At 36.6% G+C, this 23,449-nt stretch carries 14 protein-coding genes and 2 pseudogenes; 9 read left to right on the top strand and 7 right to left on the bottom strand.

Translation table 11 applies throughout. The annotated features are described in order from the left end of the window. Positions 1-154: 154 nt before the first annotated feature. Positions 155-1,261 carry an ISL3 family transposase gene (locus AC0VYH_RS20295; RefSeq protein WP_475373023.1) on the bottom strand — a complete coding sequence of 369 codons (1,107 nt, stop codon included), beginning with the start codon at positions 1,259-1,261 and terminating at the stop codon, positions 155-157. Further along, on the bottom strand, positions 1,248-1,736 hold the full coding sequence (locus AC0VYH_RS20290) for a transposase family protein (protein ID WP_475373022.1): 489 nt from the start codon (positions 1,734-1,736) through the stop codon (positions 1,248-1,250). The genes AC0VYH_RS20295 and AC0VYH_RS20290 overlap by 14 nt, the downstream gene beginning before the upstream one ends. 215 nt (positions 1,737-1,951) lie before the next feature. Between AC0VYH_RS20290 and AC0VYH_RS20285 the strand changes: the two genes are divergently transcribed. From AC0VYH_RS20285 to AC0VYH_RS20270, 4 genes are all read left to right on the top strand, one after another. After that, positions 1,952-2,827, top strand: a complete 876-nt coding sequence (locus AC0VYH_RS20285; RefSeq protein ID WP_475373021.1) for an HNH endonuclease — start codon at positions 1,952-1,954, stop codon at positions 2,825-2,827. A gap of 289 nt (positions 2,828-3,116) precedes the next feature. After that, a complete protein-coding gene (locus AC0VYH_RS20280; RefSeq protein ID WP_475373020.1) occupies positions 3,117-6,506 on the top strand; it encodes an AAA domain-containing protein in 3,390 nt (1,129 codons plus the stop codon). Continuing rightward, the gene (locus AC0VYH_RS20275) at positions 6,503-8,140 is read left to right on the top strand and encodes a hypothetical protein (RefSeq protein WP_475373019.1); all 1,638 of its coding nucleotides are present in this window, start codon (positions 6,503-6,505) and stop codon (positions 8,138-8,140) included. Before AC0VYH_RS20280 ends, AC0VYH_RS20275 begins: the two co-directional genes overlap by 4 nt. A gap of 1 nt (position 8,141) precedes the next feature. Next, positions 8,142-10,652 carry a hypothetical protein gene (locus AC0VYH_RS20270; RefSeq protein ID WP_475373018.1) on the top strand — a complete coding sequence of 837 codons (2,511 nt, stop codon included), beginning with the start codon at positions 8,142-8,144 and terminating at the stop codon, positions 10,650-10,652. Between the two features lie 400 nt (positions 10,653-11,052). Here the strand turns inward: AC0VYH_RS20270 and AC0VYH_RS20265 are convergent, their stop codons facing one another. From AC0VYH_RS20265 to AC0VYH_RS20245, 5 genes and pseudogenes are all read right to left on the bottom strand, one after another. After that, positions 11,053-11,535 carry a BBE domain-containing protein gene (locus AC0VYH_RS20265; RefSeq protein WP_475373017.1) on the bottom strand — a complete coding sequence of 161 codons (483 nt, stop codon included), beginning with the start codon at positions 11,533-11,535 and terminating at the stop codon, positions 11,053-11,055. A gap of 94 nt (positions 11,536-11,629) precedes the next feature. Continuing rightward, positions 11,630-13,168, bottom strand: a pseudogene (locus AC0VYH_RS20260) (IS1182 family transposase); the annotation flags it as partial. 263 nt (positions 13,169-13,431) lie between these two features. Next, a complete protein-coding gene (locus AC0VYH_RS20255; protein WP_475373016.1) occupies positions 13,432-14,787 on the bottom strand; it encodes a four-carbon acid sugar kinase family protein in 1,356 nt (451 codons plus the stop codon). 35 nt (positions 14,788-14,822) lie between these two features. Beyond that, positions 14,823-16,130: an Nramp family divalent metal transporter gene (locus AC0VYH_RS20250; RefSeq protein WP_475366044.1), complete on the bottom strand. Its 1,308-nt coding sequence runs from the start codon at positions 16,128-16,130 to the stop codon at positions 14,823-14,825. Between the two features lie 21 nt (positions 16,131-16,151). Then, positions 16,152-16,946 carry an HpcH/HpaI aldolase family protein gene (locus AC0VYH_RS20245; RefSeq protein WP_475373015.1) on the bottom strand — a complete coding sequence of 265 codons (795 nt, stop codon included), beginning with the start codon at positions 16,944-16,946 and terminating at the stop codon, positions 16,152-16,154. 372 nt (positions 16,947-17,318) lie between these two features. Between AC0VYH_RS20245 and AC0VYH_RS20240 the strand changes: the two genes are divergently transcribed. The 5 genes and pseudogenes from AC0VYH_RS20240 to AC0VYH_RS20220 all read left to right on the top strand — a co-directional run bounded on the left by AC0VYH_RS20240 (position 17,319) and on the right by AC0VYH_RS20220 (position 23,353). Further along, positions 17,319-19,199: a sigma 54-interacting transcriptional regulator gene (locus tag AC0VYH_RS20240; protein ID WP_475366042.1), complete on the top strand. Its 1,881-nt coding sequence runs from the start codon at positions 17,319-17,321 to the stop codon at positions 19,197-19,199. A gap of 171 nt (positions 19,200-19,370) precedes the next feature. After that, a pseudogene (locus tag AC0VYH_RS20235) lies at positions 19,371-19,706 on the top strand (DeoR/GlpR family DNA-binding transcription regulator); the annotation flags it as partial. Positions 19,707-20,333: 627 nt separating this feature from the next. Next, entirely contained in the window at positions 20,334-21,620 is a 1,287-nt protein-coding gene (locus tag AC0VYH_RS20230; protein ID WP_475366041.1) for an ammonium transporter, read from the top strand. A gap of 24 nt (positions 21,621-21,644) precedes the next feature. After that, positions 21,645-22,625, top strand: a complete 981-nt coding sequence (locus tag AC0VYH_RS20225; RefSeq protein ID WP_475366040.1) for a DUF294 nucleotidyltransferase-like domain-containing protein — start codon at positions 21,645-21,647, stop codon at positions 22,623-22,625. Beyond that, complete coding sequence (locus AC0VYH_RS20220) at positions 22,622-23,353, top strand: exonuclease domain-containing protein (protein ID WP_475373014.1); 732 nt, start codon at positions 22,622-22,624, stop codon at positions 23,351-23,353. The genes AC0VYH_RS20225 and AC0VYH_RS20220 overlap by 4 nt, the downstream gene beginning before the upstream one ends. Positions 23,354-23,449 lie beyond the last annotated feature (96 nt).

Raw genomic sequence — 23,449 nt, 5'->3', positions numbered from 1 at the left:
ACTTAGGAGAGGCTTTGTTTTCCCTATGCCATCGTAGACTTGTCTCTGATGTAATAGACTAGCTGTGACTGCTAAACTAAAGTGGTTCTTACGCTCTTTTGGTGAATTAATTGAACTTACTATATAGTATTCCAGAGATGTTTTTCTAAAATATCTACAATTGATAGAGAACACGGTTTCTTAATACTTCAAATCCAGCGCGACCGTACATCATTCGTTTGATTGTCTTCAATCGATTGACATGGCCTTCAGTTACACCATTGCTCCAGTTTTCTTTTATACCCAATTTGATGGCTGAAATATCTTGATCCATTCCATTAATAAAAGATTGAATATGGTCGAACTCAACTTGACGATATCTCTCCATCCAGTTTCTTAATTGATCGGCCTTTTGCTCACGCATCAACGTTCGAAACGAATTTACAAGTTTATCTAGTATCAGAATATAAGGGAACGTATTAGTTAGATCAGGATGTAACTTTTCGAATCTATTCAAATGGTCTTCTGATTTAAAATCCCATATAATCTTCAATATCTTTTGCCTCAGCGACAAGACTTCATGGTTTCCTTTATGTTTTAACTGTTGTCTTTCTTGAGCTATGAGAGCATTCAATGTAGACCTTGCACCGTCAAATCCATTATTTCGACATACGTTTTCAATTTGATTGGCGGTTTGCTTATCTGCCAGTAAGGAGCGAATGATTGGACGTACAGAGTCGAAACGAGAACGACGCGTATGTACGGGTTTCTTTTTTAGTTTTAAGTCCTTATAAACCGTTCCTCTTGAAATACTTAATTTCTTTGCAATTGATGTCACGGTATACTTTTTTTGATGCAATTTTTGAACTCCTTTGATTCGGTTCCACCGTTTTTGCTCGTTATTCACTCTAGAAATATCCGTTTTCCGATGAGGAGGAAACACTGATTGGTCTTCTTCAATCGGGATCTTCTGATTGTCAGGTGACCATCTTGATGGAATTCCACGATAAATGGTTTTCTTAACTGCCTCAAACAGTTGACTAAGAATATGCCATCGATCTGCAACCTGCAATATCCGTTCTGACGCATTATGAACTGCTTTGGCATAAACCTTTGACCCATCACGACTAATGAGCTCTGTTTCCGAGTGTTTTTTAAGCCATTTTGTCACATCTATATGTTTCCGACTATTCAATAGGTCAATGGGTTTTCTCGTTTTCAAGTCAACAAATATCGTTCCATATTTCATTCTCTTTTTGAACGCAAAATCATCTATGCCCACAAAAGGGAGATGGGATTACATCACTCACACCTTTTTTCACAAGTCGAAGCAAGGTGTCGTGACTAACAGGAATATGAAGAACACGACAAACCTTTTCGGCAGTTAAGCAGTTATTAGAAAAAGCGATCTTTCGCATGACACCTTCTAACCTTTCGGTATATCTTTTATAGGGTTGCAGCCAGGATAGTCTTTGTGTAAAAACTTTCTTATGACAATCTGGTTGGTTACAGAACCATTTATGAAGAAAAATTTGTATGTGAACACGGTATTGGGAAACGGGGAGATCTCGAACATGACGAGAGTATCTACTATGAGGTCGGTTTGAAAAAGAATTACAAGAAGGGCAGTGTGAAGAGGTCGACAAATCTTCAATAATAAAAAACAATTCATTGGCGGTTTGACTTTGATGAAGAATTCGAACTTCTTCTTCAAATTCAAAGACCTGATCTTCAAAGAAGGAACACAACTGCCTCACCACCTTTGAGGGTTTTAGTCTACTATACCCAGAAAGTATTGATTAGAATCTTTCACCAAAAGAGCGTAAGAACCCATTCTACTTGACGGTCACACATAGGTGGTTGTTCAATAGAATTTTTCGGAGTAAATTTCCATTTATTCTAAATATAAGTATAATTATAAGGCGTAGATCACTGGAAATAAGTACTAGAAATTAGCTAGGGGGACTCAACTATGGCCGTTTTTAGAGCAATAGGAAGAGGGTTAGGAACAGCTACGGGAACAGTAATGGGGGGAGGAATAAAATTTATAGGTAAAAGGGTTAACAATAGATGGGTAGAAGAGGTCGGTGAAGGGGTTAAGCAAGCTTCTTATATCGCCTTTGATAATACGGGTCAATTTATAGATGGTGTTACTCAGGGAACGTACGGTCTGATTAGTAAAAGCGAGGAATATAAAACTAAGGGTTTAAGTAATCTATATGATGCATCAGGTAGGACTGTAAAAGGACTTGGCAGTACATTAAAGTATACAAGCGTTCATGCTGGGATTACGTTGAAGGGGTTCCTGTACAAGGATCGAGATCTAATGATAGAAGGTGCTAAAGGTGTTGGTAAAGTAGTCGCTGTCTCTACTTTAGCTATTGGCGTATTAGAGTACGCAGATGGTATTGATCTAGTTGAAGCAGAGACCGTTGAAACAAGAAATGATCACCTTTCTGGTAACGTTCATTTAGAGACAAATGTCCCATTCGTAGAAAAAGAGGTTGATCTACCAAGTGGTGTAACATCGGGTGTTTTCCCTGTATTCGATTCAGATTTTACAGTTCTCCTTTCCGAAGACATCTATACTGCAAGTGACCATACTCATTTCCAGGTAGCAAATAACACTCTACTTAATGCGATTCAACAGGATCCTGGTGTAGCGGAAGAAATCGGGTTATCTTCTGAAGATATTGCTTGTTTAGAGAGAGGGGAAACACCAGAGGGATACGTTTGGCACCATAATGAGGAACCGGGAGTCATGCAACTTGTTGATCGAGAGGTTCATGAAAATACTGGGCATACTGGGGGGAGGATTTTGTGGGGAGGGGGAGAGAGTAGTAGGTAATGAAAAGTGAAAAAAGTTCTCGTGTGAAATTTTTGAAGTGCTATAACAATTCCAAATGAAGTTCATAAAAAACTTAAGCAGGATAACTATTTGAAAAACGTCAATCTTCGAAAATACTATTGAGGATTGACTTTTTTAATTCCTTCAATGTTACACTTCAATTTAAATTTCAATAGGGTTGAGTCTACCAGACTAGGGAAATCATGTCTTTCTTTGTCGAATATTACAAATATAGCTAAAACTATCCGATAATAGTAATGACCCATTATACCTAGATGGAGGAGAGCGAATGTCATTATTATATTATAATGCTTTATATTCAAACGGTAAAAAAGCTGAAGCTTTAGTTCATGCAGTCAAAGAAAATTTTTCATCTTTTGAAAATTATTTAAAAGTAGCCATAGACGCGCAAAATTCTAAGAGGGTCTCTTTTAGATGGAGAGAGATAAAAGAACCAATTGAGTTAAATTTGATACCCCAGGTCACAGCAATTGAAATAGAAACTGTCACTCATATTTCAGTCATATGGGAAGATTACTGGTACCGACTTGAAAATTTTACTATTAATGACATAGATACGACTGGACTTTGTGTCACTTCAGCACATGGCTCATTTACTATAGCTAACTCAGATGATCTCATTATTCAAGAAGAAACCATTTATGTTCGATTTGATTTTCTACTTGAAGAGGATGAACAAGTGTTTTGGGATTTTAAACCGGTGAATTTAACGCTGCTCAAACCCGAAATAAATTCACTACAGCTCCATCAACAGGAAAGAAATCTTTTGGTAAGTGGAGTGAAAAATCAATCCGCCGATAATCAATATCTACTTTCTGTTCAAGGGGGAATAGTAGAAGGTGAAGATTTATTCTTGAATGGAATAAAAATAAGGAAATGGTCATTTGAACAGATAGAAGATTTACCAAATGAAATCAGACTTGGGGATAGGGTTATACCAATTCTGTTTCATAGCGGAAGCCAAATTTATGTTAATGAAGTTTTGAATGATCATGAGCCATTATTTATTAATGACGTTGAGACACCTTATAAAATTGTGGAATTGAGACAACCGTCAAGGATTAAAACAGAAGAAAAAGAGTATCTTCTGTTAAGAGATAAAATGAACTATAAAGTTTTTGATGGAGAAGATTTACTAAATCATCATTTGGTGTTCGATGCAAATCTTCCATTTATTTCATACCAATTAGATATAAAAAGAACAAGAGTAACCAATGACCAAGTTATGATTGAATTGATCGACGAAGATGAGCTGGAAGATGGAAACTTAATGAGCCTATCAAAGGTTGATTTATTCTTTCAAGAAGACTTTAACGAGCTAGACAATGGGCAATTTGGTCCTCAAAGAGTAACATACAGAGTAAAGAAATGGCAGGAAGAAAGGAAAGTAGCTGTTTCCTTAAAAAGTGGCAAATTCAAAGAAAACCCTCTTAATGTCGGTGATCTTCCTGACCGTTTATTTGTATCAATCAGCCTTCATCAACTTAAAATGCAGTTGAATGCAATCGAATCATTGAAGGCAAGGCCAATTTCATCACAACTTCCACTTCTTGCTTTGTCTGAAAATAAAGAAATTAGCAGACCATGGACGCATAATAGAGAAGAACACATTTCAGATTGGAAGGTTTTGACGAATACGGACCGACCAGGAACGCTATCTCAAAGACGCTTCGTTGAAAAAGGTCTAAAAACAAATGATTTTATGTTGCTTGAGGGGCCGCCGGGGTCTGGTAAGACAACAGCTATTATAGAGCTTATTTTGCAATTGATAAAACGAGGTAAAACAGTCTTATTAGCAGCATCAACTCACGTAGCCATTGATAATGTGCTTGAAAGAATCAAACAGGATAATTTATTAGAAGGAATATTACCCATTCGCATAGGTGGAATTGATAATATTGCCGAGTCGGTAAGAGAATTTTCAATAGATCAAATTGCCCCAACACAAACCGGTTACAGCGATCTGATTATTGAGTCAGCAAATTTAGTATGCGGAACGACCATTGGTATATTAAATCATCCATTTTTTCACAAGAATAGCACGCGTGAAAAACCGGTTGAACCACTTTATGACTATTTGATTATCGATGAATCGAGCAAGACAACGTTTCAGGAGTTTTTAGTACCTGCATTGTATGCTGAAAAATGGGTTCTTGTAGGGGATGTTAAGCAGCTATCACCTTATACAGAACGAGAACACATTATAGCTAACTTAGAAGATTATAGGGAAGGAAATGGTCGATCATTTTTTAGTAGAGATGCACAGATGGCATCACTATTAATCTTTCAATATCTATTTAAAAATAAAAGCAACAATCCTCCATATTGTATTGTCTATCATGATAACGTCATCGAGCATATAAAAGATGAGCTTATAAAAATGAATGAAAAAGGAATCAGCCATCATAAGAACGTCACTTTTTTAACTCAATATGCTGTCCATGCAGTTTGTGATTCTTTTGCAGAAATTCCAATTCAAAGCTGTATCGATGGAAACGCTTCTTCATGGTTACTTATGACGACGGATATTTTGTTTATTAAAGAATCAGAACTAGCAATAGTAAAAGATTTTATTCCGACTAGCATGTTAGTTCTTAGTAGAACTGACTGGGAGACGAGCCCACAGTTTTATCAAATGATAAGCTTCTATGAACGAGATTTTAATCGAATTCAATACCGCGATCCAAAATCTAAAAAGTCGTACTCAGATGTTCAGGATATTATTAAATTGCATAATAAACTACTGAAGACACAGCGTTGGAGTGAGGAAGTAGCCTGGAGAATAATTCGTCTCTATGAGCTCTCCAACACTAATAAAAGTAAACAATGGATTGAAAACGATTTAATGCAGCTTATGCCATTTATTAATAGAGAAAAGGTTGAAAGGCGCATGAATCTTGTCCAAGATATTGCTTTACCATCCGTTCTTGAAGCATTACAAACTGGTATTGGTCATCAGCGGAAGAACAGTAGTCATTCACCTCCAACAGTATTAAATAGTGGATTTAATGAGAAAGACCTTATGAGTAGGTATGAGTGTCTTGATTATCAGCATCGTATGCATCCAGAAATATCTGATTTACCAAGACGTCAATTTTATAATAATGAAGCTTTAAGAGATGCTGATACTATTGATCGAACTTGGAGTTATGAACGGTATTCTGGTCGAAGTATTTGGATTGATGTAAATGGACGGAAAGAAAAGAATTTCAATCGAGACGAAGTAAGAAAATTAAAAGAAGAGTTAAAAGAATTTGTAAAATGGGCAGAAAAAAACCCTAAGAAAAATAATGAAAAATGGACGGTAGCTTGCTTAACTTTTTATAGGGGACAAGAAGGGAAGATACGTGAATTCTTGCGTGATTACTGTGCTTCTCCTCGAAATTTTAATAGTTTTGAAAAAAACAATGTGTTCATTTCAGTTTGTACTGTTGATCGCTTTCAGGGAAGAGAAGCTGATCTCACCTTTATTTCAATGGTTCAAGTTAACAAAGAGGGCTTTATGGATAATCCAAATCGATTAAACGTTGCTATTACGAGGGCACGTTATCAGAGAGTTATTATTGGTAAGAGATCATTTTATTTACAGACACAATCGGAACAGCTAAGAAACCTGGCAAGAGAATCTAACTCGATCAGTGGAGGCGGTGCAAAATGAAATTAAAGCTTAGGCGAACAGGTGAAATTCAAGTTTTTGACGCGTTGTGTTCACTTGTACAATTTCAAAAAGGTCGAAATGATATATACAACCTTCTCTCTTTAATTGAAGAATATGGTGTGAATTATGAAATGATAAGTGAGCTAATTGGTATGACTTCGAAACCATCAGTAGCAGTAGGGATTGTTAAGCACTTAGTTAGAGAAGAATTCCTCAATCAGGATCACGAATTAACAGAAAACGCCAACGTCTTTTTGAAAACAAAACTTTATCCACTTCGACAAAAAGGAAAATTTAAACTTTGGTTCATACAAGATAAGTTATTAAATGACATGCTGATTCATTTTAGAAGAGAGAAAAGTTATGAGAAACATGTGCAAAGTGGAAACGTTTTAAATATAGAACAAATTGAAGGGAAGCAGTTTAAGGCTGTCTTAGAAAATGAACTTTTCTTTATGGAAAGATTCGAAAGGTACCGGTTTAATACGCCAGCTGTGACTTTTGTACCTGATAATAAACTTAAATCGACCTACTTTATGGAGTGGGAAATGGATACAGACTTAGACGAATCTAAGCTGTATTTAAACGGAGAAATCAAAGACAATCGTTCATATCCATTTAAAAGGTATTTGATAGATAAGGATATAGAAATCAATATGGAAGAGTGGGTAATTCAATTAATCTCGCTTGAATACCCTGAGTTAGTATGGAACTATGAATGCAAAGCGTTTGAAGTGAATTTTTCAGATGTAGAATCAAACCATGAGTTGGAGAAAATGCAAAAGACTTTTTCCATTCATCCAGATGATACGCAATTTGGGAGTTTTGAGTCCTCAAAGATCACAGATGTACCGATCATGCCAAAATCGGAATTAGACGCACACAATTGGATGTTGTATTTATTATCTCAAAAGATAAAAATGGCTTTCATAAGTGAAGTGGAATTTAATCAACTATTAGAAGAGTATTGCCAGTATGATCAATTTAAACCTTTTAAGGAATCACTTGTACTTATTACAACGAAACAGTTAACAAGTATGTACAAACAAGAAAAAAAACCAGAGCATTATTGGCATTTACAAGCCCCTATGGACTTACAACCAGAAATGAATCATAAACAAGTAATTACAACAAAAAATATTGCGATTGGGCAACACTACTCTATGAAAGAAGTGGTGGATTCTATATTGGGGGATAAAACTCCGAGCGCTCTCGTTTATTCAAGCAAATATTTAAAGAACCGAACGCAGGTTAAAAAGTTTGAACTCTTCGCTAAAAGTTTCCAACACCATGGCGTTGAAAAAGAACAAGTTACTGTACTTTCCCCTGAAGTTGTTAAGTATTCGGATTTTAAATATAAGACAAATCTGTATTCTGAACTTTACACCAGTACTTACGACTGGCCACATGATCGTTATTTTGCTTTTAAAACAGATGACCGATGGCATTACTTTAAGATGACTGCAGAACTAGACCAATACAAATTCCCTCCTCATCTTTCTTTAGTAGACCTTACAATCGATACAATTGGATATTGGAAGGATATTTCTTTTATTCAGTTAGAGTCGAATTTATTTCCAAAAGAACTAAAAAGCTTTATTTCAGAAAAATTTCAAACGACTGGAGTGATATAAGGTGCTCAACTGGCATAAAATCGAACCTAGATCGGGCAGTGAAACCGTATTTTATGGTGAAAAAATAATTTCTGAAATATGGGAGAAAGTTGATAAAGAAACAATTCCAGATGAGTTAACTCTTCTAAACTATCTAGAACTTCATTTACCGGAAGCTAAACATACTGTGTGCTTGATTGTAGATGAAGAACTTCCCTATTCTATTCAATCCGTACTCTCAGATTTAGCAGAAAAACAGGTCCGAATATATTTGTTAACAAATCAGTGGTACGACTCATATGAACAAACTCTTCTAGGAAAAGTTTTGATACGCTATCATTCGAATGTAATAGGGACGATGGTATTGGTCGACCCCGGTTATCAGAATTTTTCTAGAGGTGTGATAGCGAATACCCATGCGCTAAGTAACTATTCTCATATAAGCCACTTTAAAATTCAGGCTCAGCAAGTGAAAGAGGCTTTCAGCTACTTTTGTTGGAATTTTTGGGAGCTTGACTCTTATGAAGTCAGTTTACCACTGCATATGAAAAATAAGGAAAAATCAAAGAAAGCCCCATTTGATCTCTTTCCTGTGTACGGTACTGAGACTTTCTTATTTAATAATTCCATTAAACAAGAATTGACAGAAAAAATAAAAGATATTATAAATAGATCTAGAAATCAGATTGTAATCAGCTTGGATTCATGGAATGTGAGTGAGGATATTTTTGAACTTTTAATTATGAGATTAGAAGCAGGAACTAAATTAACTCTTTTCATAGGATCCTTTTCCGATGAACAGCACGTTTTACAAAAGTTGAACTCTTTCAAAGTTGAGGTTTACGGACGGAAACGTAACCCTCTTAACTTTTTCATTGCTGATGGAGAGGATGGAGTATTGACTGTTAGTCATCTAGCTTCAGAACATACAGATGGAAGCAAAGAATTCTTTGGAATGAAATTAGATGGCCAATCAATCAAGTTGGCGTTTAAACATATGAAAGAACAATCCGATTGGTGGAAGTACCATTCAAAAGTTGCCCTTAATCAAATTAAATCAAATAAGCTTATCCAAAATCGAAAAGGAATGAACTTTGATCAACAAGTTATATTACATTCGAACGTTCAAAAAGATTTAGGTAATATTACAGCTACTAAAATTCATGATATTAAAGATGCATCTTTTAAACCAAATTTTGAATATGAAGGACTTGCTCGAGAAGTTACCTATCAGTGGATAATTCACCCCAAGTATCGTAGTGAAAAAGTGACAGTAGATGTTTTATATGAGCAATGGGATAACGAGTTAATACGATTAAAAAATTATTTGACGAATTTAATAACCAACATGAATAAAGAAGAGAAATTGGGAGCGAATATTGCAACTAAAACTATTATGAAGCTTAAATCAATGCTTTCAACAAGTGGTGAAAAAAAGAGAGAGTATTTAAAAAGGGTGGAGGTGATACTTTCTCAAGTTGAAACGATTGATAAACCAACTAAAATACAGTATCAGGAAATAGTTGGCGAGCTCAATAAAATTGTAGATGAGTATAATCAGTTGATGAACAGCACCATTGCTGAAGTTGCACGGACAGTTGAGTTTGATAGATGGGAAAGCAAAAAAAGTGATTTGCGTAACCAAAAGGTAGCTTATGAAAAAGAACAGGATTTAACGATTTTGAAAAATAACGAAAATGAAGCAAATACTCAAGAGGAAGAAGAAAAATTACTCTCAGAAATACGAAATAAGCAATTAGAAGAGGAAGAAATTACAAGGAAGATAAAAGAACTAGAGGAAGACCACCCTGAACTACTAACCTCAATGAATGTAGATGAAATGAAGGCAAAGCAGCAAGAATTAAAAGATGCTATAGCTCATTCCATTGTATTTATTAGTAAAGGCAAAAACAAAGCAAAGAAAAGGTTTGCATCCGAAAAAGCGAAAATTGCATCTCTAGTTAATAATTTAACCGCAAATACCAATTATTTTGAAGAAGAAATTATGTCACAAATCAATACAAAAATCCCTTTGCAAATCTTTCAACAGATACAGACCATCGCACAGAATGATCAAAAGCTTTTCGGTGAAATACAAGTGAAAGAAGTTGATCATGAATTGGTCGAACAATATCAAGCTATCATTCAAGAAAGAGAACTGATAATTGAAACACTGGCTACTTTAAATGAAGATTATGAGAAAAATAAAGTGGACCAAAAAAAGATGCGATCGGAAATGGAGAAATTGTTAAATTCAATAACTAAGAAAAAAATAGAAGCTGAAAAAGAGTTGGAAAAGCTGGGTGCTACTTTCAAATATAATCCTCAGAAAGAGAATGGGAAGAAAAAGGACAAATCGGAAATACAGCGTTTTGTAGCAAAGATACCTTCTTATTCCATTCCAACAGTTGGTCAGCTTTACACGAATAAATCGCAACGAGAGCTGTCTATTCAATATTGGGAAGAATTAGAAGAAGCTGAAAGAGCTGCTAGGGAATTGAACGCAGAAGTCGTTGTCGAGAAAACAGAATAAGTTGATATCAACGTTCACTTAAATAAAACCGTAATAAATCCTTTATAACGTTAATTTAATAAGCTGTGAGTCATATTCCGATTTTGGGATTTATTGGGGATGAGTAGCACGGAAGAAAAACTAAAAAATCGGTAGGTTTAATCGTTTTGCAAAAAGCATTTTAATATATGCTAGCGGGAAACGCCGTTCTCCACCTTTCTCTCCATGCCCTAAAGTTTATTACTTTGAATAAAAGATTGTAACAGGGGTTAGTTCTCGCTTTTAGAATGAGTAAAAACATTAAAAGTAAAAGAAGCTCAAGAATCTACTGATTCTTGAGCTTCTTTATCTTAAAAAGAAAAATCCGTTCAGCTAAGACACCACATCCAAATAGCTAGTGTTTTAGCTTTACCTTTCTCTATTACTTCCCTGGCACAACATTAGGATTATGACAAAACACATTTCTAGGATCATACATATTCTTAACGCTCACTAGACGCTCGTAATTCCCACGGAACGCAGCTTTGACCACATTCTCGCTTGGCGTAATGCCATTTAAGTAAGAGGCTTCGTGATGGGAGGATGGCAGTAGACTTCCATAAACCGAATCTGCCCACTGTTTGCATAGATCGAGTTCCACATCCATTGCCATAATATCGGTAAGTAGAACGAAGTTGGCATCACGGATGGCGTATGGCGTTGCGTTTGAAGCAACACGGTTTATTTTGCCGTGGAGAGACCAGAGTTGAACCAGTATACTTGGCGCTGGTGCTTGATCAACTTTTGTTAGCAGCGTATCGATGACGTCATCTGTTAGTCCTTTGAAGTAAAGAGAGGTTCCATGTACGGGAACGTGCTCTGGGACCATGACGTCGAGCTTGCTTTGAAGCTGGGCATACGGCATGATGCCTCTTCCATCAACGATCGGCTCTGCTAGTTCTCTCAAGGGACATGGGGACAGGCTGAAGCCACTGAAAAAAGAGGTGTTTTTTACCCCCTAATTTGAGCCTAAGAGTTTTTGTGGTTTGATAATCCAATAAATTGGAAAAAGATATACCATATTTAGCTTTATCAGAGGATAGGATTTTACCTATCCTCTTCAGATTAACGGCTATAGCCGTTAACTTGGCTTGTTTAGACATACTTAATCGACTGTACCACCTGGCACAATCTAATCCGTGGAAGTTCTTCATCTCCCCATTTTTCCATTCCTGACAAGCTCGTTTTCGATACTTCTCTTTAAACTCATCAGACTTTTGACGCTGACTATAATGATAGAATTCAGGTGTGTTCACGCCGACTTCCATAATCTTCGCCAAGGTGTTTGCAGTTATGCATTCATCCCTAAGAGGGCAGTTCCTACATGTCTCACGATCAAAATAGTATTTGAGTGATTGCTTTCCACTCTTTCTCACTTTATGATACTTTTTGATGGTCTTGTTCCCTTGATCACAAAACCATTCATCTGAATCCTTATTGTAACTAAAGCGGTCTTCATCAATTTTATAAGCCATTTCGCTAACTGGAATATATGGTGTAGCTCCCAATGATTCAATGCTATCTAAAATAGGCTTACGAAAGTAAGCTTTATCACCGAAAAATTCGGTTATATTTAACCCTGATTTCTTGGTTTTTTCTAATAGTTCGTCAAACACTTTTCCATCTACATAAGCTCCATGATCTACATGAACAGCCGTAATAATGCGTGCTTCGGTTGTCATCATATACTCCATTTTGTAACCAAAAAATCGTTTCGTTTTACTCTTGTGACCTACTCGTGCTTCCTGATCAACAATAGAACGTACTCCTTTAGATTGGAGGAATTTAGGATCATCAAGTATTTCTTTGGCATTCTCAATAGTATTTTTGGTTTTCGGGTGATCGGCAAGTTCTATGGTTTCTTCTACCTGTTGCATCGTTTTTTCTAAATGATCTTTCATCGTCTGTTTAGCTTCTCGGTGGTTCTCAATATCCTTGTAATTTGGAATGTCTTGGTCCACTTCTTCTGGAACAGAACCATTTTCTTCATCGAGGTTTCGATAGATTTTCTTTGCCAGACGTTTCATAACTCTTTCAGGCGTGGCCTGGAATGTATGTGCTGCTGTATGAGTTGTATCTATGGTTAGACCTGTACATTCAATGATTCCTTTATCCACACACTGACGGTTAATCGTCTCCAAAATTTCATCTAGCAATGAATCTCCTAACCGGTGAACTCTAAACTTTGATAATAAACTCGGATCAGGCAACTCATCCTCTGGGTTTATACCTAAGAAGTATAAATACGCCAGATTTAAGGAAGCTTCTTCTATTAAGCGTTCATCGGATAAATCATATAAATATTGTAGAACTAACAGCTTCACCATTAGTTCAGGCTCTTTAGCTGGTCTACCGTAGTATTTAGAATAGGAATCTTCAAGTAAGTCATTAATAAAGCTAAAATCAATGGATTCATTAATGACTTTAAGCGTATGATTTTCGGGAATTTTATTATATAATATGGAGTATAAACTAGCTTGCTTATTATGAGTGAGCATAAGAAAAAGCCTCCAATTTGGTAGATGGTTTCTAGTCAATTCTATCTTACCAAATTTGGGGGCTTTTTCTTTCGTATTTTATTATTTTCCTATTTTTAGGAGTCGTTTTTCAGTGGCTTCTATCTGTCCCTTTGTCCCCCAGGTGTTCTCGCTTAGCCTTTATGAGTGGTCTCGAACCCCCCCTGAAGGTTTCAACTATCTATATTATAGATTGCAATTCAAGAGAGAACGTTATTCATAGTGTCTAATTTATAGGTTATAGTTTAGTATGAAGTAGGTGTCTCCCTCTTCCCGAGTTCTTCGATAATGTCTTTAAGGTAGGAATCTTCTCCAATGTTGCCAGGGAAGATGATATATGGGAAGTTGGGGAATTTGCTTTCAATTCCAGTGATCCAAACTGGTACTCCTTTCTTTATTTGACCTAGAACTTGAGCTTTTTTTACGTTTAAGCCCTTTTTGGCTATGTCACTAGAGGTAATTCCTCCCTTGGCAATAATAAAAGAAGGTGTGCTTTCAAGCTTCATTACAATACTACTAAGGGCATTGGATATTTGAACGGAAATTTCTAATAGGTCCTCATCGTCCATATCCTTCGATATAAATACTTCTCTGCTTGTAAAGATAACTACATTCTGCCCCTTTTGAATTAAATTCTGTGCTTGATTTGATATAGTTTGAATAACCTTTTTTTCATTTTGCTTAATCACTTTTTGAATATTAAATTCCAAAAAAGTTACTGGTAGATTTGAATCCATTAGTGCTTTCAGTTGTTTAGTTGTTTTGTCTACATGAGAGCCAACGATGATTAAACCACCGTTTTGATTGTTTGTATTCAGTAATTCCTTACCTGTTAATAATGGTTTGTCAGGAATTCTTCCAAACACTTTAACAAAAGAAGCTGCAGATCTGATGATGAAATTTTTCTTGTTTGCAAGGGACAGTCGCAACGATTCACAAAAAAATTCTAACTGACTATACTCAGTGGCATTCACAATTACTTTTTTTTCATTTGTTATGGAATCTAGTTTATTCATTAATGGATATATGTTTGCTTTTTTCAATTCTTTATGATCAATATACATACACTCATTCTCTTTATATAGTCCATTGGTTTTTTCCTCGATATACAATCCAAGGTGCGAATGGTAATAACCAAAGGTCTTATCCTTGGAAAATTCAGTTTCTGCTATAGGAACTAATTTATCATTTTCTTTTAAATAATGAACATTGTCAATCGTGATACGTCCGCCCTCAAAAAAGCTTGGACAAATGATTTGTCCATCCATTTCGCGTCCTGTTAACTCTCTAATAGTCGCAGAGATAATATCCATCTCCAAGATATAATGGCCGCGAAGAGTGGAGTCTCCTCTACAAATAATTACAAACTCTTTGCCACTTTCTTTCGAAACCTTAACGATATTTTTAGCTATTTCTTGATGTGTTTTAATCGTTTTTTCTTTTGAAAAACTCCTTGAATTAGTTAAAATAAAAAACATTTCCTTAGATTCATTGAAACCTTCCCTAACGGAATTAATATCCCAGCAGGTATATACGGAAAGATTGTGAATGGTTTGAACTCCGGTTGGATCATCGTCTAAGACAATTATTTTCCTGTCCATTAAATTCATTACCACCTTTTGTTGTTTTCTGGATTTCAAAATAATTCAATTACTATTTTATATGAGCTCCATAAGGCAAGGACTGTAGTTCCAATCAATACAATATTTTCAAACCAATTATTAAGAAATTGAGTCGGTAAATATTTTTTTCTTGTAGCTAGAAACAGCAATCCAATTGCTATAGCAGGAAGGCATGCTGCTTGTAGAATTGTGGTCATTAAGGTTAATTCAATGAAGCCGGGCATTCCAGGTATAAACCAAATAAATGCTGAAAACATGAAAAATATAGCAATGTACTTGTATAAAGGATCGCTCTCAGTTGTGGAATACTTTTCTTTTCTTTCGGGTTTTATAATCCATAGGTTATCCATGGCAACATTGTTATAGCCGTGGATAATGCCAAGTATTGTACTATATAATGCACCGAAAACTCCTAGGTAAAATGCAAGTCCACCTATACGTCCAAACTCTCCTTCTAATGCCCTTGCGATGTCACTTAATGATGTTACTTCAATACCTTGCGGACGAAGAATTTCGGCACCAACCACCCAAATAGATAGATTGATAACAACCATTATAATTATGGTGAAAAGCAATTCATTTCTTTGTATTTTCTTATATGATGAATTATTCCAACCTTTTGCACGGATGGAACGTGGATATAGAAAGTTAACTATTGAGCCAGCTACTGCACCAATCATTGATAATGTTATGGCTAACGAACCAAACAAACCGGTTCCCTCTGGCATTTCAAATGTAAAAACGCCTTTTGCTAATTCATTTGGATCTGGAGTACTCGTAAGCGCTAGGTAGATAAATGCTATGGTCATAACAGCCAATAAAACTTTCATGACGTTCTCAAGTTGAGAATAAACGTTCGTTCTCAATAGGAAAAAACAAGAGATAATCACAATAACTGACCAAAAGAAAGGGCTTCCAAAACCGTTGAAAATATAATAGAGTGCCTCACCAGATCCCTTCACCATATTTGAAATAGCCATATGCCCTAATACAATAGCCATTGTCATAAATAGGAACGGATAGATTTTACTAATTCTTGTATAGGCTTCAAATAATGATATTTTTTCGATGTTACAAAGTTCGAAACGAGTCAGAATATTGACAACGATAAATCTAATCATACAAGCAATTACTAAAACCCACATTAGAGCATATCCGTAATGTGAACCTGCAACCGAGGAATCTACTAAATCTCCAGCACCAAGCCCTGTTAACATAAAAATTACCCCAGGTCCTAGAGACTTCAGTGTTTGTTTCCACGTCAATTTTTTGAATTCAACTTTTTCCGGTTGAGGATTATACTGTGGTTCCGTGTTAATCATTATTATCCCCCCATAACTTTCTTAATGTTTTGGATATAATTCATTGAATTTTGATACTGTGTTTTTTGCGAGTTCTCCTAGAGTCGTAGTATCAGACATCATAACCACAATACGATAACCTTTTTCATATAAATCCTTAGCTTGATGAATATTACTCGCAACCGTTGCCAGGGCTTTGTCTGATTGTAATACTAACTTTTCTATTTTACTAATTGTCTCCTTAACTTCGTATGCCTGGGGATTCCCAAAGTAACCCATAGATGTAGATAAATCCATTGGTCCTATAAATATCCCATCAATTCCTCTTACATTTAAGATTTCTGGTAAATTATCAACTGCTTCCTTCGTTTCAATTGCAACAAACAAACTGATTTGTGCGTTTGCGTGTTCAAGATAATCTTTACCATTCATAGCAAACCCTCCAGCCCTCGGACTTGGCGCAATCCCTCTAAAGCCTTCGGGAGGGTATTTACAAGCCTTTACTGCTTGTTTGGCTTCTTCTACGGAGTTGACATAGGGAACTAATATTCCGTGAGCTCCGGCATCGAGAACTCTTTTAATTACTACAAAATCATTCCATGGTACTCTTACAAAAGGTGTTACTTCATAACCTGATAATGCATGGAGCTGATGAAGCAATGACATTATATCTCCTGGTCCATGCTCCATATCAATTACTAAAATGTCAAAACCAGATTTCGCCATAATTTCTGCAGTTATGGGACTTGAGGCTTGTAGCCACCCAGCGGACATTTTTTTATTACCTAACAGCTGATCCTTTACACGGTTTTTAAATACATTGTTTAACTTTAGCACTTGAAACCCTCCTCGATTGTTTTCGTTTATATAAGTAGCAAGAAGTATGCCAACTTTTATGATTTTATATATTATTCAAAAAGCGCAGTTTAAAAGGGTTGTGAGTTTATTAAGTATAAATTTAGTACTTCATTGGTTCATAATATTGTTTAATGAGACATATTTGTTTCAACAATTTGTGTCATTAAACGAGAAAGGAAGGGTAATTATGTTACGATTAAGAAAACTTTTAATTGGGCATCTTCCTATGGTGTTCTGCGTTTTTTGTAAGCGCTATCTCTTGCGTTCATTCGTTTTTTAATAGTGAAATATAGTTACTATCCCATGGCCCCATAATAAAAGCTACTATACGAACTAGAAGGGGGAAATTAAGTGATTAAAATTGCTTTAGTTGTTCCGTGCAAGGACTTTATCAAAGATGCTGCTACTATTTTTAAAGAACATGATGAATTAGATTCAAATCAACAAAAATATCTATTTGAGTTTGAGGAGATTGTAATTGCTGAGGAAAATCAGCATGCTAAAATCCATGCAGATATTATTATTACTCGGGGACTACTAGCTGAAATTTTAAGGAGAGTTTCTGGGAATATCCCAATTGTTGAAATCGCTGTTTCTTCTTCTGATATACTTCGCACCATTCGTAAGTGTAGTGAGCAATTTGGTAGAAGGAAAATAGGTGTCATTGCTGCAAGCAACATGTTAGCAGGTTTAAATAATATATATGATTTACTTGATGCACCTATCGAAACGTATAGACTGGGTACTAATTGGAACGGGAGTTATTTGGTAAAAGAAGCTCATGCTAGTGGTTGTGAAATTATCCTAGGTGGAATTAAAACGTGTAAATATGCGGAAGATTTAGAAATTGATAATATGGTAATTGAATCAAGTCCCGAGGCGCTGTGGCAAGCAATTACACAGGCGAAGATAATGGTTATCACAGCTTTAAGAGAACAAGAAAAGGCAAAAAGATTACAGGCGATCCTTGATGGTTCTAGCGATGGGGTTATTGTGATAAATGAGAGTAACGAAATCGTAATGTTGAATCCTAAAGCAGCCCAATTAATGGACCTCGACAAGACTACTAATGAACAAAAAATAGAAAACACAACTATTTTACCGGAGTTTAAAGTATTAATGCAAGATACAAATGAGTATACAAATGAGGTTTTTCAATACAACAAAATAATGCTAAATATCAATAAACGCTTTATTAAAGTTAAAGAAGTAGTATCTGATATTGTATTTACAATTCAAGCGGTTCAAGACCTACAATTACTAGAGGGCAGTATAAGAAAACGAATTTATAGTAAAGGTCATACAGCGAGTTTCACTTTTTCAAAGATTATTGGAGAAACAGAAAGAATGAAACAAATTATAAAAGTAGCAAAAAGATATAGTCGTACGAATTCGAATATCCTTTTAATAGGTGAAAGTGGTACTGGTAAAGAAGTATTTGCTCAAAGTATACATCGTGAAAGCAACAGATTTTCCAATTCGTTTGTGGCAATTAACTGTGCGGCTATACCTGAACAGCTCCTAGAAAGTGAACTATTCGGTTACGTGTCTGGAAGTTTTACTGGAGCTAATAAAAATGGAAAGGCTGGACTTTTTGAGATCGCTCATCGTGGAACTATTTTTTTAGATGAGATCGCCGAAATACCGTTAACCCTTCAGGCCAAACTCCTACGTGTTCTACAAGAAAGGGAATTTATGCGGGTAGGAAGTGATGAGGTTATTAAAGTAGACATTCGTCTTGTCGCTGCAACGAACAAAGATTTAAGAACTTTAGTGAAAGAGAATCGATTTAGAGAAGATTTGTTTTATAGATTGGATGTTTTAAGGATTGAATTGCCTACCTTAGAACAACATAAAGGTGATATTCCTTTCTTGGTCGAAGATTATTACCATAAAAATTATCCTGAGATTGAAATTACAGAAGAAGCGAAACAATTATTAATGCATTATTCATGGCCAGGAAATGTGCGACATCTCTATAACATTTGTGAGCGATTAGCTGTGCTATACACGCCTAATATTACTCAGTCAGATGTAAAAGCAGTTCTTCACAACACCTCACCTGGAAAACTTGATGACCATCCAACCAATGAAAAAGAACGCATTCTACAAACATTAATTAAAACACAATATAACCGTAGCAAAACTGCAAAGAGTCTAGGTATGAGTCGATCAACACTCTGGAGAAAAATGAAAGAATATCAAATTACTGTAGATAGAGGTTTGTCTTGAAATGAAGGAAATTGGAAATCACGGGGGTGGTGCTCATGAGGCACTTGAAAGTATAAACAGATTTTCGCAAATACTAATCAAAAAACCAGTTAAATCACCACCTCATTGATGAGCTAACTGGTTTTCTATTAGGAATAGAGAGTGAATCAGTAGAACCGTCTCGGTGATTCTTTACATGCTAAATCAATGTCTTATCTTGGTCCACTCGCTGAGGCTTCGCTTGAGGATTATCATGTTAATAAAGCCTTCATTTCTTGTAAAGGTATCCATCTAAGCCGAGGAATTAGTGAATCAAATGAACAGCAAGCTCGCATTAAGAGGAAAATGTTAGATAGTGCGGATATTAATTTTGTGATGGTGGATTATAGCAAGTTTGGTCTCCAGGCATTCGCTCGTTTTGCAGAGTTGGATATGATCGATCACGTTCTTTCCGATCAAAAGCTGGATAATGATTATGTTCAGCAATTATCCGAACGTGCAATGAATGTGATTCGTGTTGATACTTAAACTACTCAGTATCCTCCATTTTGAACCCATGCCGATTGGCTTTGGGTTTCTTACTTTTTATAAATGAGAGCGGTGGACTAATATGAGGGAAAACCATGTTTTTCACAGTTCTTGAATGATACTAATGGTTCATTTTAGAGTTAAAATCTCTTACATAAGTAGGGAAAAGGGCTGTTCTTAGTGAACTCTCGTAAGCTAAAACTGATCTCCATATAAAAAAACAGGAAGCTATTACTTAGCTTACCTGTTTTTTTTATAATAAATTCAGTTAATCGGTAGAACTATTGTTCATAAGATCTGTGCTACCGTTTTTAAGTTTAAAAATATAAACGATCGAAATTGGATAATGATGATCGTACCCATTCAGACTAGGTAAATGGCATATTAAACAAACGTTTGATTAATATGCTTTTTAAACTAACCCTACTAATCATATTCACAAAATCCTAGAAAACCTCCCTCAACGTGATCTGACCACCCCTCAACATATAGTCAGAGAGATAATGTGACATGATTGTTGTAGACAATTTTTGTTCATGCAAAAATACTTATAATAATAAATGTCAGATTAATTAACATTTTCTAAAAATAAGATTATGGTTCTGAAAAGTGAAAGGGGAAGTTGGAATGGATTCGATGTTTTTGATGAATAGTCTTTGGGTGATGTTCTCAGCAGTACTCGTTATTTTGATGCTAGGTGGCTTCATTTTACTTGAAGCTGGGTCAACACGAATGAAAAATGCTGGCCATATTGCTGGTAAGACGATCTTCACATTTGGGATTGCTTCGTTAGTCTTTTGGGCAGTTGGGTATGGGTTAATTTTCGGTGAAGGAAATGCTCTCTTCGGTTTAACGGACTTTTTCTATTCAGGTTATGAAATTGAGGGATTAGGACTTTCGGCGCCAGTTTTCTTCTTATTCCAGTTAGCGTTCGCAGGTATTTCATTAACGATCGCATTTGGTGGCTTTGCTGAACGTGCGAAACTAACAGCTTATATTCTGTTTGCGGTTTTATTTTCGGTCCTCGTTTATCCTGTGATTGCCCACTGGATTTGGGGCGGCGGCTGGTTAGCTGAGCATGGGAAACAGGACTTTGCGGGTTCAACGGTTGTTCACCTTACAGGTGCAATGGGCGCTTTTGCCGCAACGATTCTTTTAAAACCACGGATTGGTAAATACAATAAAGATGGTTCTCCAAACAACATTGCCGGACATAATCAGGTATTTACGGCGCTTGGTGTGCTTGTTTTATGGGTAGGTTGGTTCGGATTTAATGCAGGTAGTACGTTATCTGCTGACGCTGCATTCTTTGGATTTGTTGCCATGAATACAAACTTAGCAGCAGGTGCTGGAGCGGTAGCCGCTTTGGTTGTGGCGTGGGCCGTAACAGGAAAAGCGGATGTGCCAACGATGTTAAACGGTGGATTAGCAGGATTAGTTGCCATTACAGCTTCCTGTGCCTTTGTCGACACATGGGCAGCGGTTGTGATTGGATTAGTTGCCGGAATGATCGTATTTTACAGCATGAGATTTTTCGAAAAACGGAAAGTGGATGACCCCATCTTTGCTTTATCTGTTCACGGTGTAGCAGGCGTTTGGGGTACGTTATCAAACGGTTTGTTCGCAACGCCAGAACTTGCGACTGTTGGGAAACCAGGACTTTTCTACGGAGGCGGCTTCGAGCAGCTAGGCGTTCAAGCGCTTGGTGTTGGTGCGAGTGGGGCTTATGCCTTTGGTGTTTCATTTCTTCTTTTAGTGATCATTAAGAAAGTGCTAAACGGATTACGTGTCACTGAAGAAGAAGAGATTATCGGTCTTGATCTGAGTGAACACGGTAGCTATGGCTATCCAGAATTCTTGCAGACGAGCGAACAGCCAGTACAACAAGGTGGAAAAAGCTCAAAATCCGGTTAATTGAGATGCAAAGGGGCTGTCGATATGGATGACGGTGTTGAAACTTATGAGGATCTAAACAAAATGAGAGAACAACAAATCAAGAACGTTGCGACAGATCATTTTGCACTGAATCATTTCCATGATCAGCTGATGAGTCAAATCGTGCATCTAGCAGTAGAGAAAGTGAAAAAAGAGTGGGGGCCACCTCCCTCTCCTTTTTCATTTTTTTTAATGGGAAGCGGCGGGCGGTTTGAGCAAGCGCTATGGAGTGACCAGGATCATGGGATTGTCTATGAAGTTACGAGCGAAGAGGCGAGCAACTATTTTCTTAAGCTTGGAAAAGAAATCTCGGTTGGTCTCAATACGATTGGATATGAATTCTGTGATGGAAATGTGATGGCGTCTAATCCACTTTGGTGTAAATCAATAGAAGAGTGGAAAAGGCAGCTTGAAAATTGGATGGATGATGAAAGTTTTGAAGCCATTCGTCATTTATTGATTTTTATTGACGCGAGAGTGTTAGTTGGTCGGTATACGTTTATTGAAGATTTAAAGCAAGTCATTCACTCTAATATCGAGGAATCACCATACTTATTAAAAAGAATGCTGAAAAATACGATGAGGCTTCAAAAAGGGATCGGTGTATTCGGACAAATACTCGTCGAAACGCATGGTACTCATACTGGAGAAATCAATTTAAAACAGACGGCTTTATTTCCCTATGTTAACGCAGTGAGGCTTCTTGCATTGAAGGAGAGCGTGATGACGACGTCTACTTTAGCAAGACTTGGTGCTTTATCAGACATTAGCCGCTCGGAGTGGAAGCAGTATGAAGATAAATTTAGGCAGCTTTTACAGTTTCGACTTCGTTATGGAAAACAAGAAGATTATGAAGCCGTTCATTATGTGACGATTGATTCCCTTCCTAGAGAACAGAAGAAAGAGCTTAAGGAGATTATGAAAAAAGGGATTGAGCTTTACAACGACACCACAAAGCACATCGAAAAAGGGTGTTCTAAATGAAGATGAATCAAATGGTTCAATATTTAAAGCAGCTGTCCGGTAAGGTGAATACGAGCATGTACGCATCAATTCAAGATCAATCAAATCCTCATCATATTTCCATGCTAAGACAGATGCAAAAAGAAATAAAAATGAAAAACACGTTAGAAGTACCCTTAAATCAATTACGAGTCGTTGTGTTTGATCTTGAAACAACTGGTTTTTATCCGAATAAAGGGGACACCATCCTGTCGATTGGGGCGGTGAAAGTAACCGGTGAAACCATCGAAAAAGATACTTTTTATTCATTAGTTCAGTCTAGTAACGCCCCATCCGGAGAGGTTACTGAATTAACGGGCATTAAGGCGGAAGATCTGGATTCCGCACCGCCCCTCTCAGATGTGCTCGCTCGATTTTATGAATTTATGAAAGGGCACACTTTAGTTGCGCATCATGCGAAGCATGAACAGTCTTTCATGCAACAAGCCACCTGGAGTTTGATGCGTGCCAGTTTCGATCATCGCATTGTGGATACTTCCTTTTTAATACGAATTGCTGATCCTGAGCTAAAAGGATTTCAATTAGAAGAGTGCTGTACAAATTGCGGAATTGAGGTGAAAGATCGCCATCATGCCCTGGGAGATGCCAAAATGACAGCTGAGCTGTGGTGTCATTACTTGAAGAGAATTCAGGAGATGGGGTTTACGAATTTGCGTGAGGTTTATGAGCGGTTGGCGCGGATGGGGTAGTGGTGACAGGCACCATGGAGACTGATCTATGCCATTAAATAAGTCATCACTTTTAGTAAAGAGTGTCTTTCTATAGTACAAAAAAGCCTTGGAAGG

The organism is Anaerobacillus sp. QJM3NY_32 (genome assembly GCF_056173645.1).
This window is presented reverse-complemented; position numbering and strand designations above follow the sequence as displayed.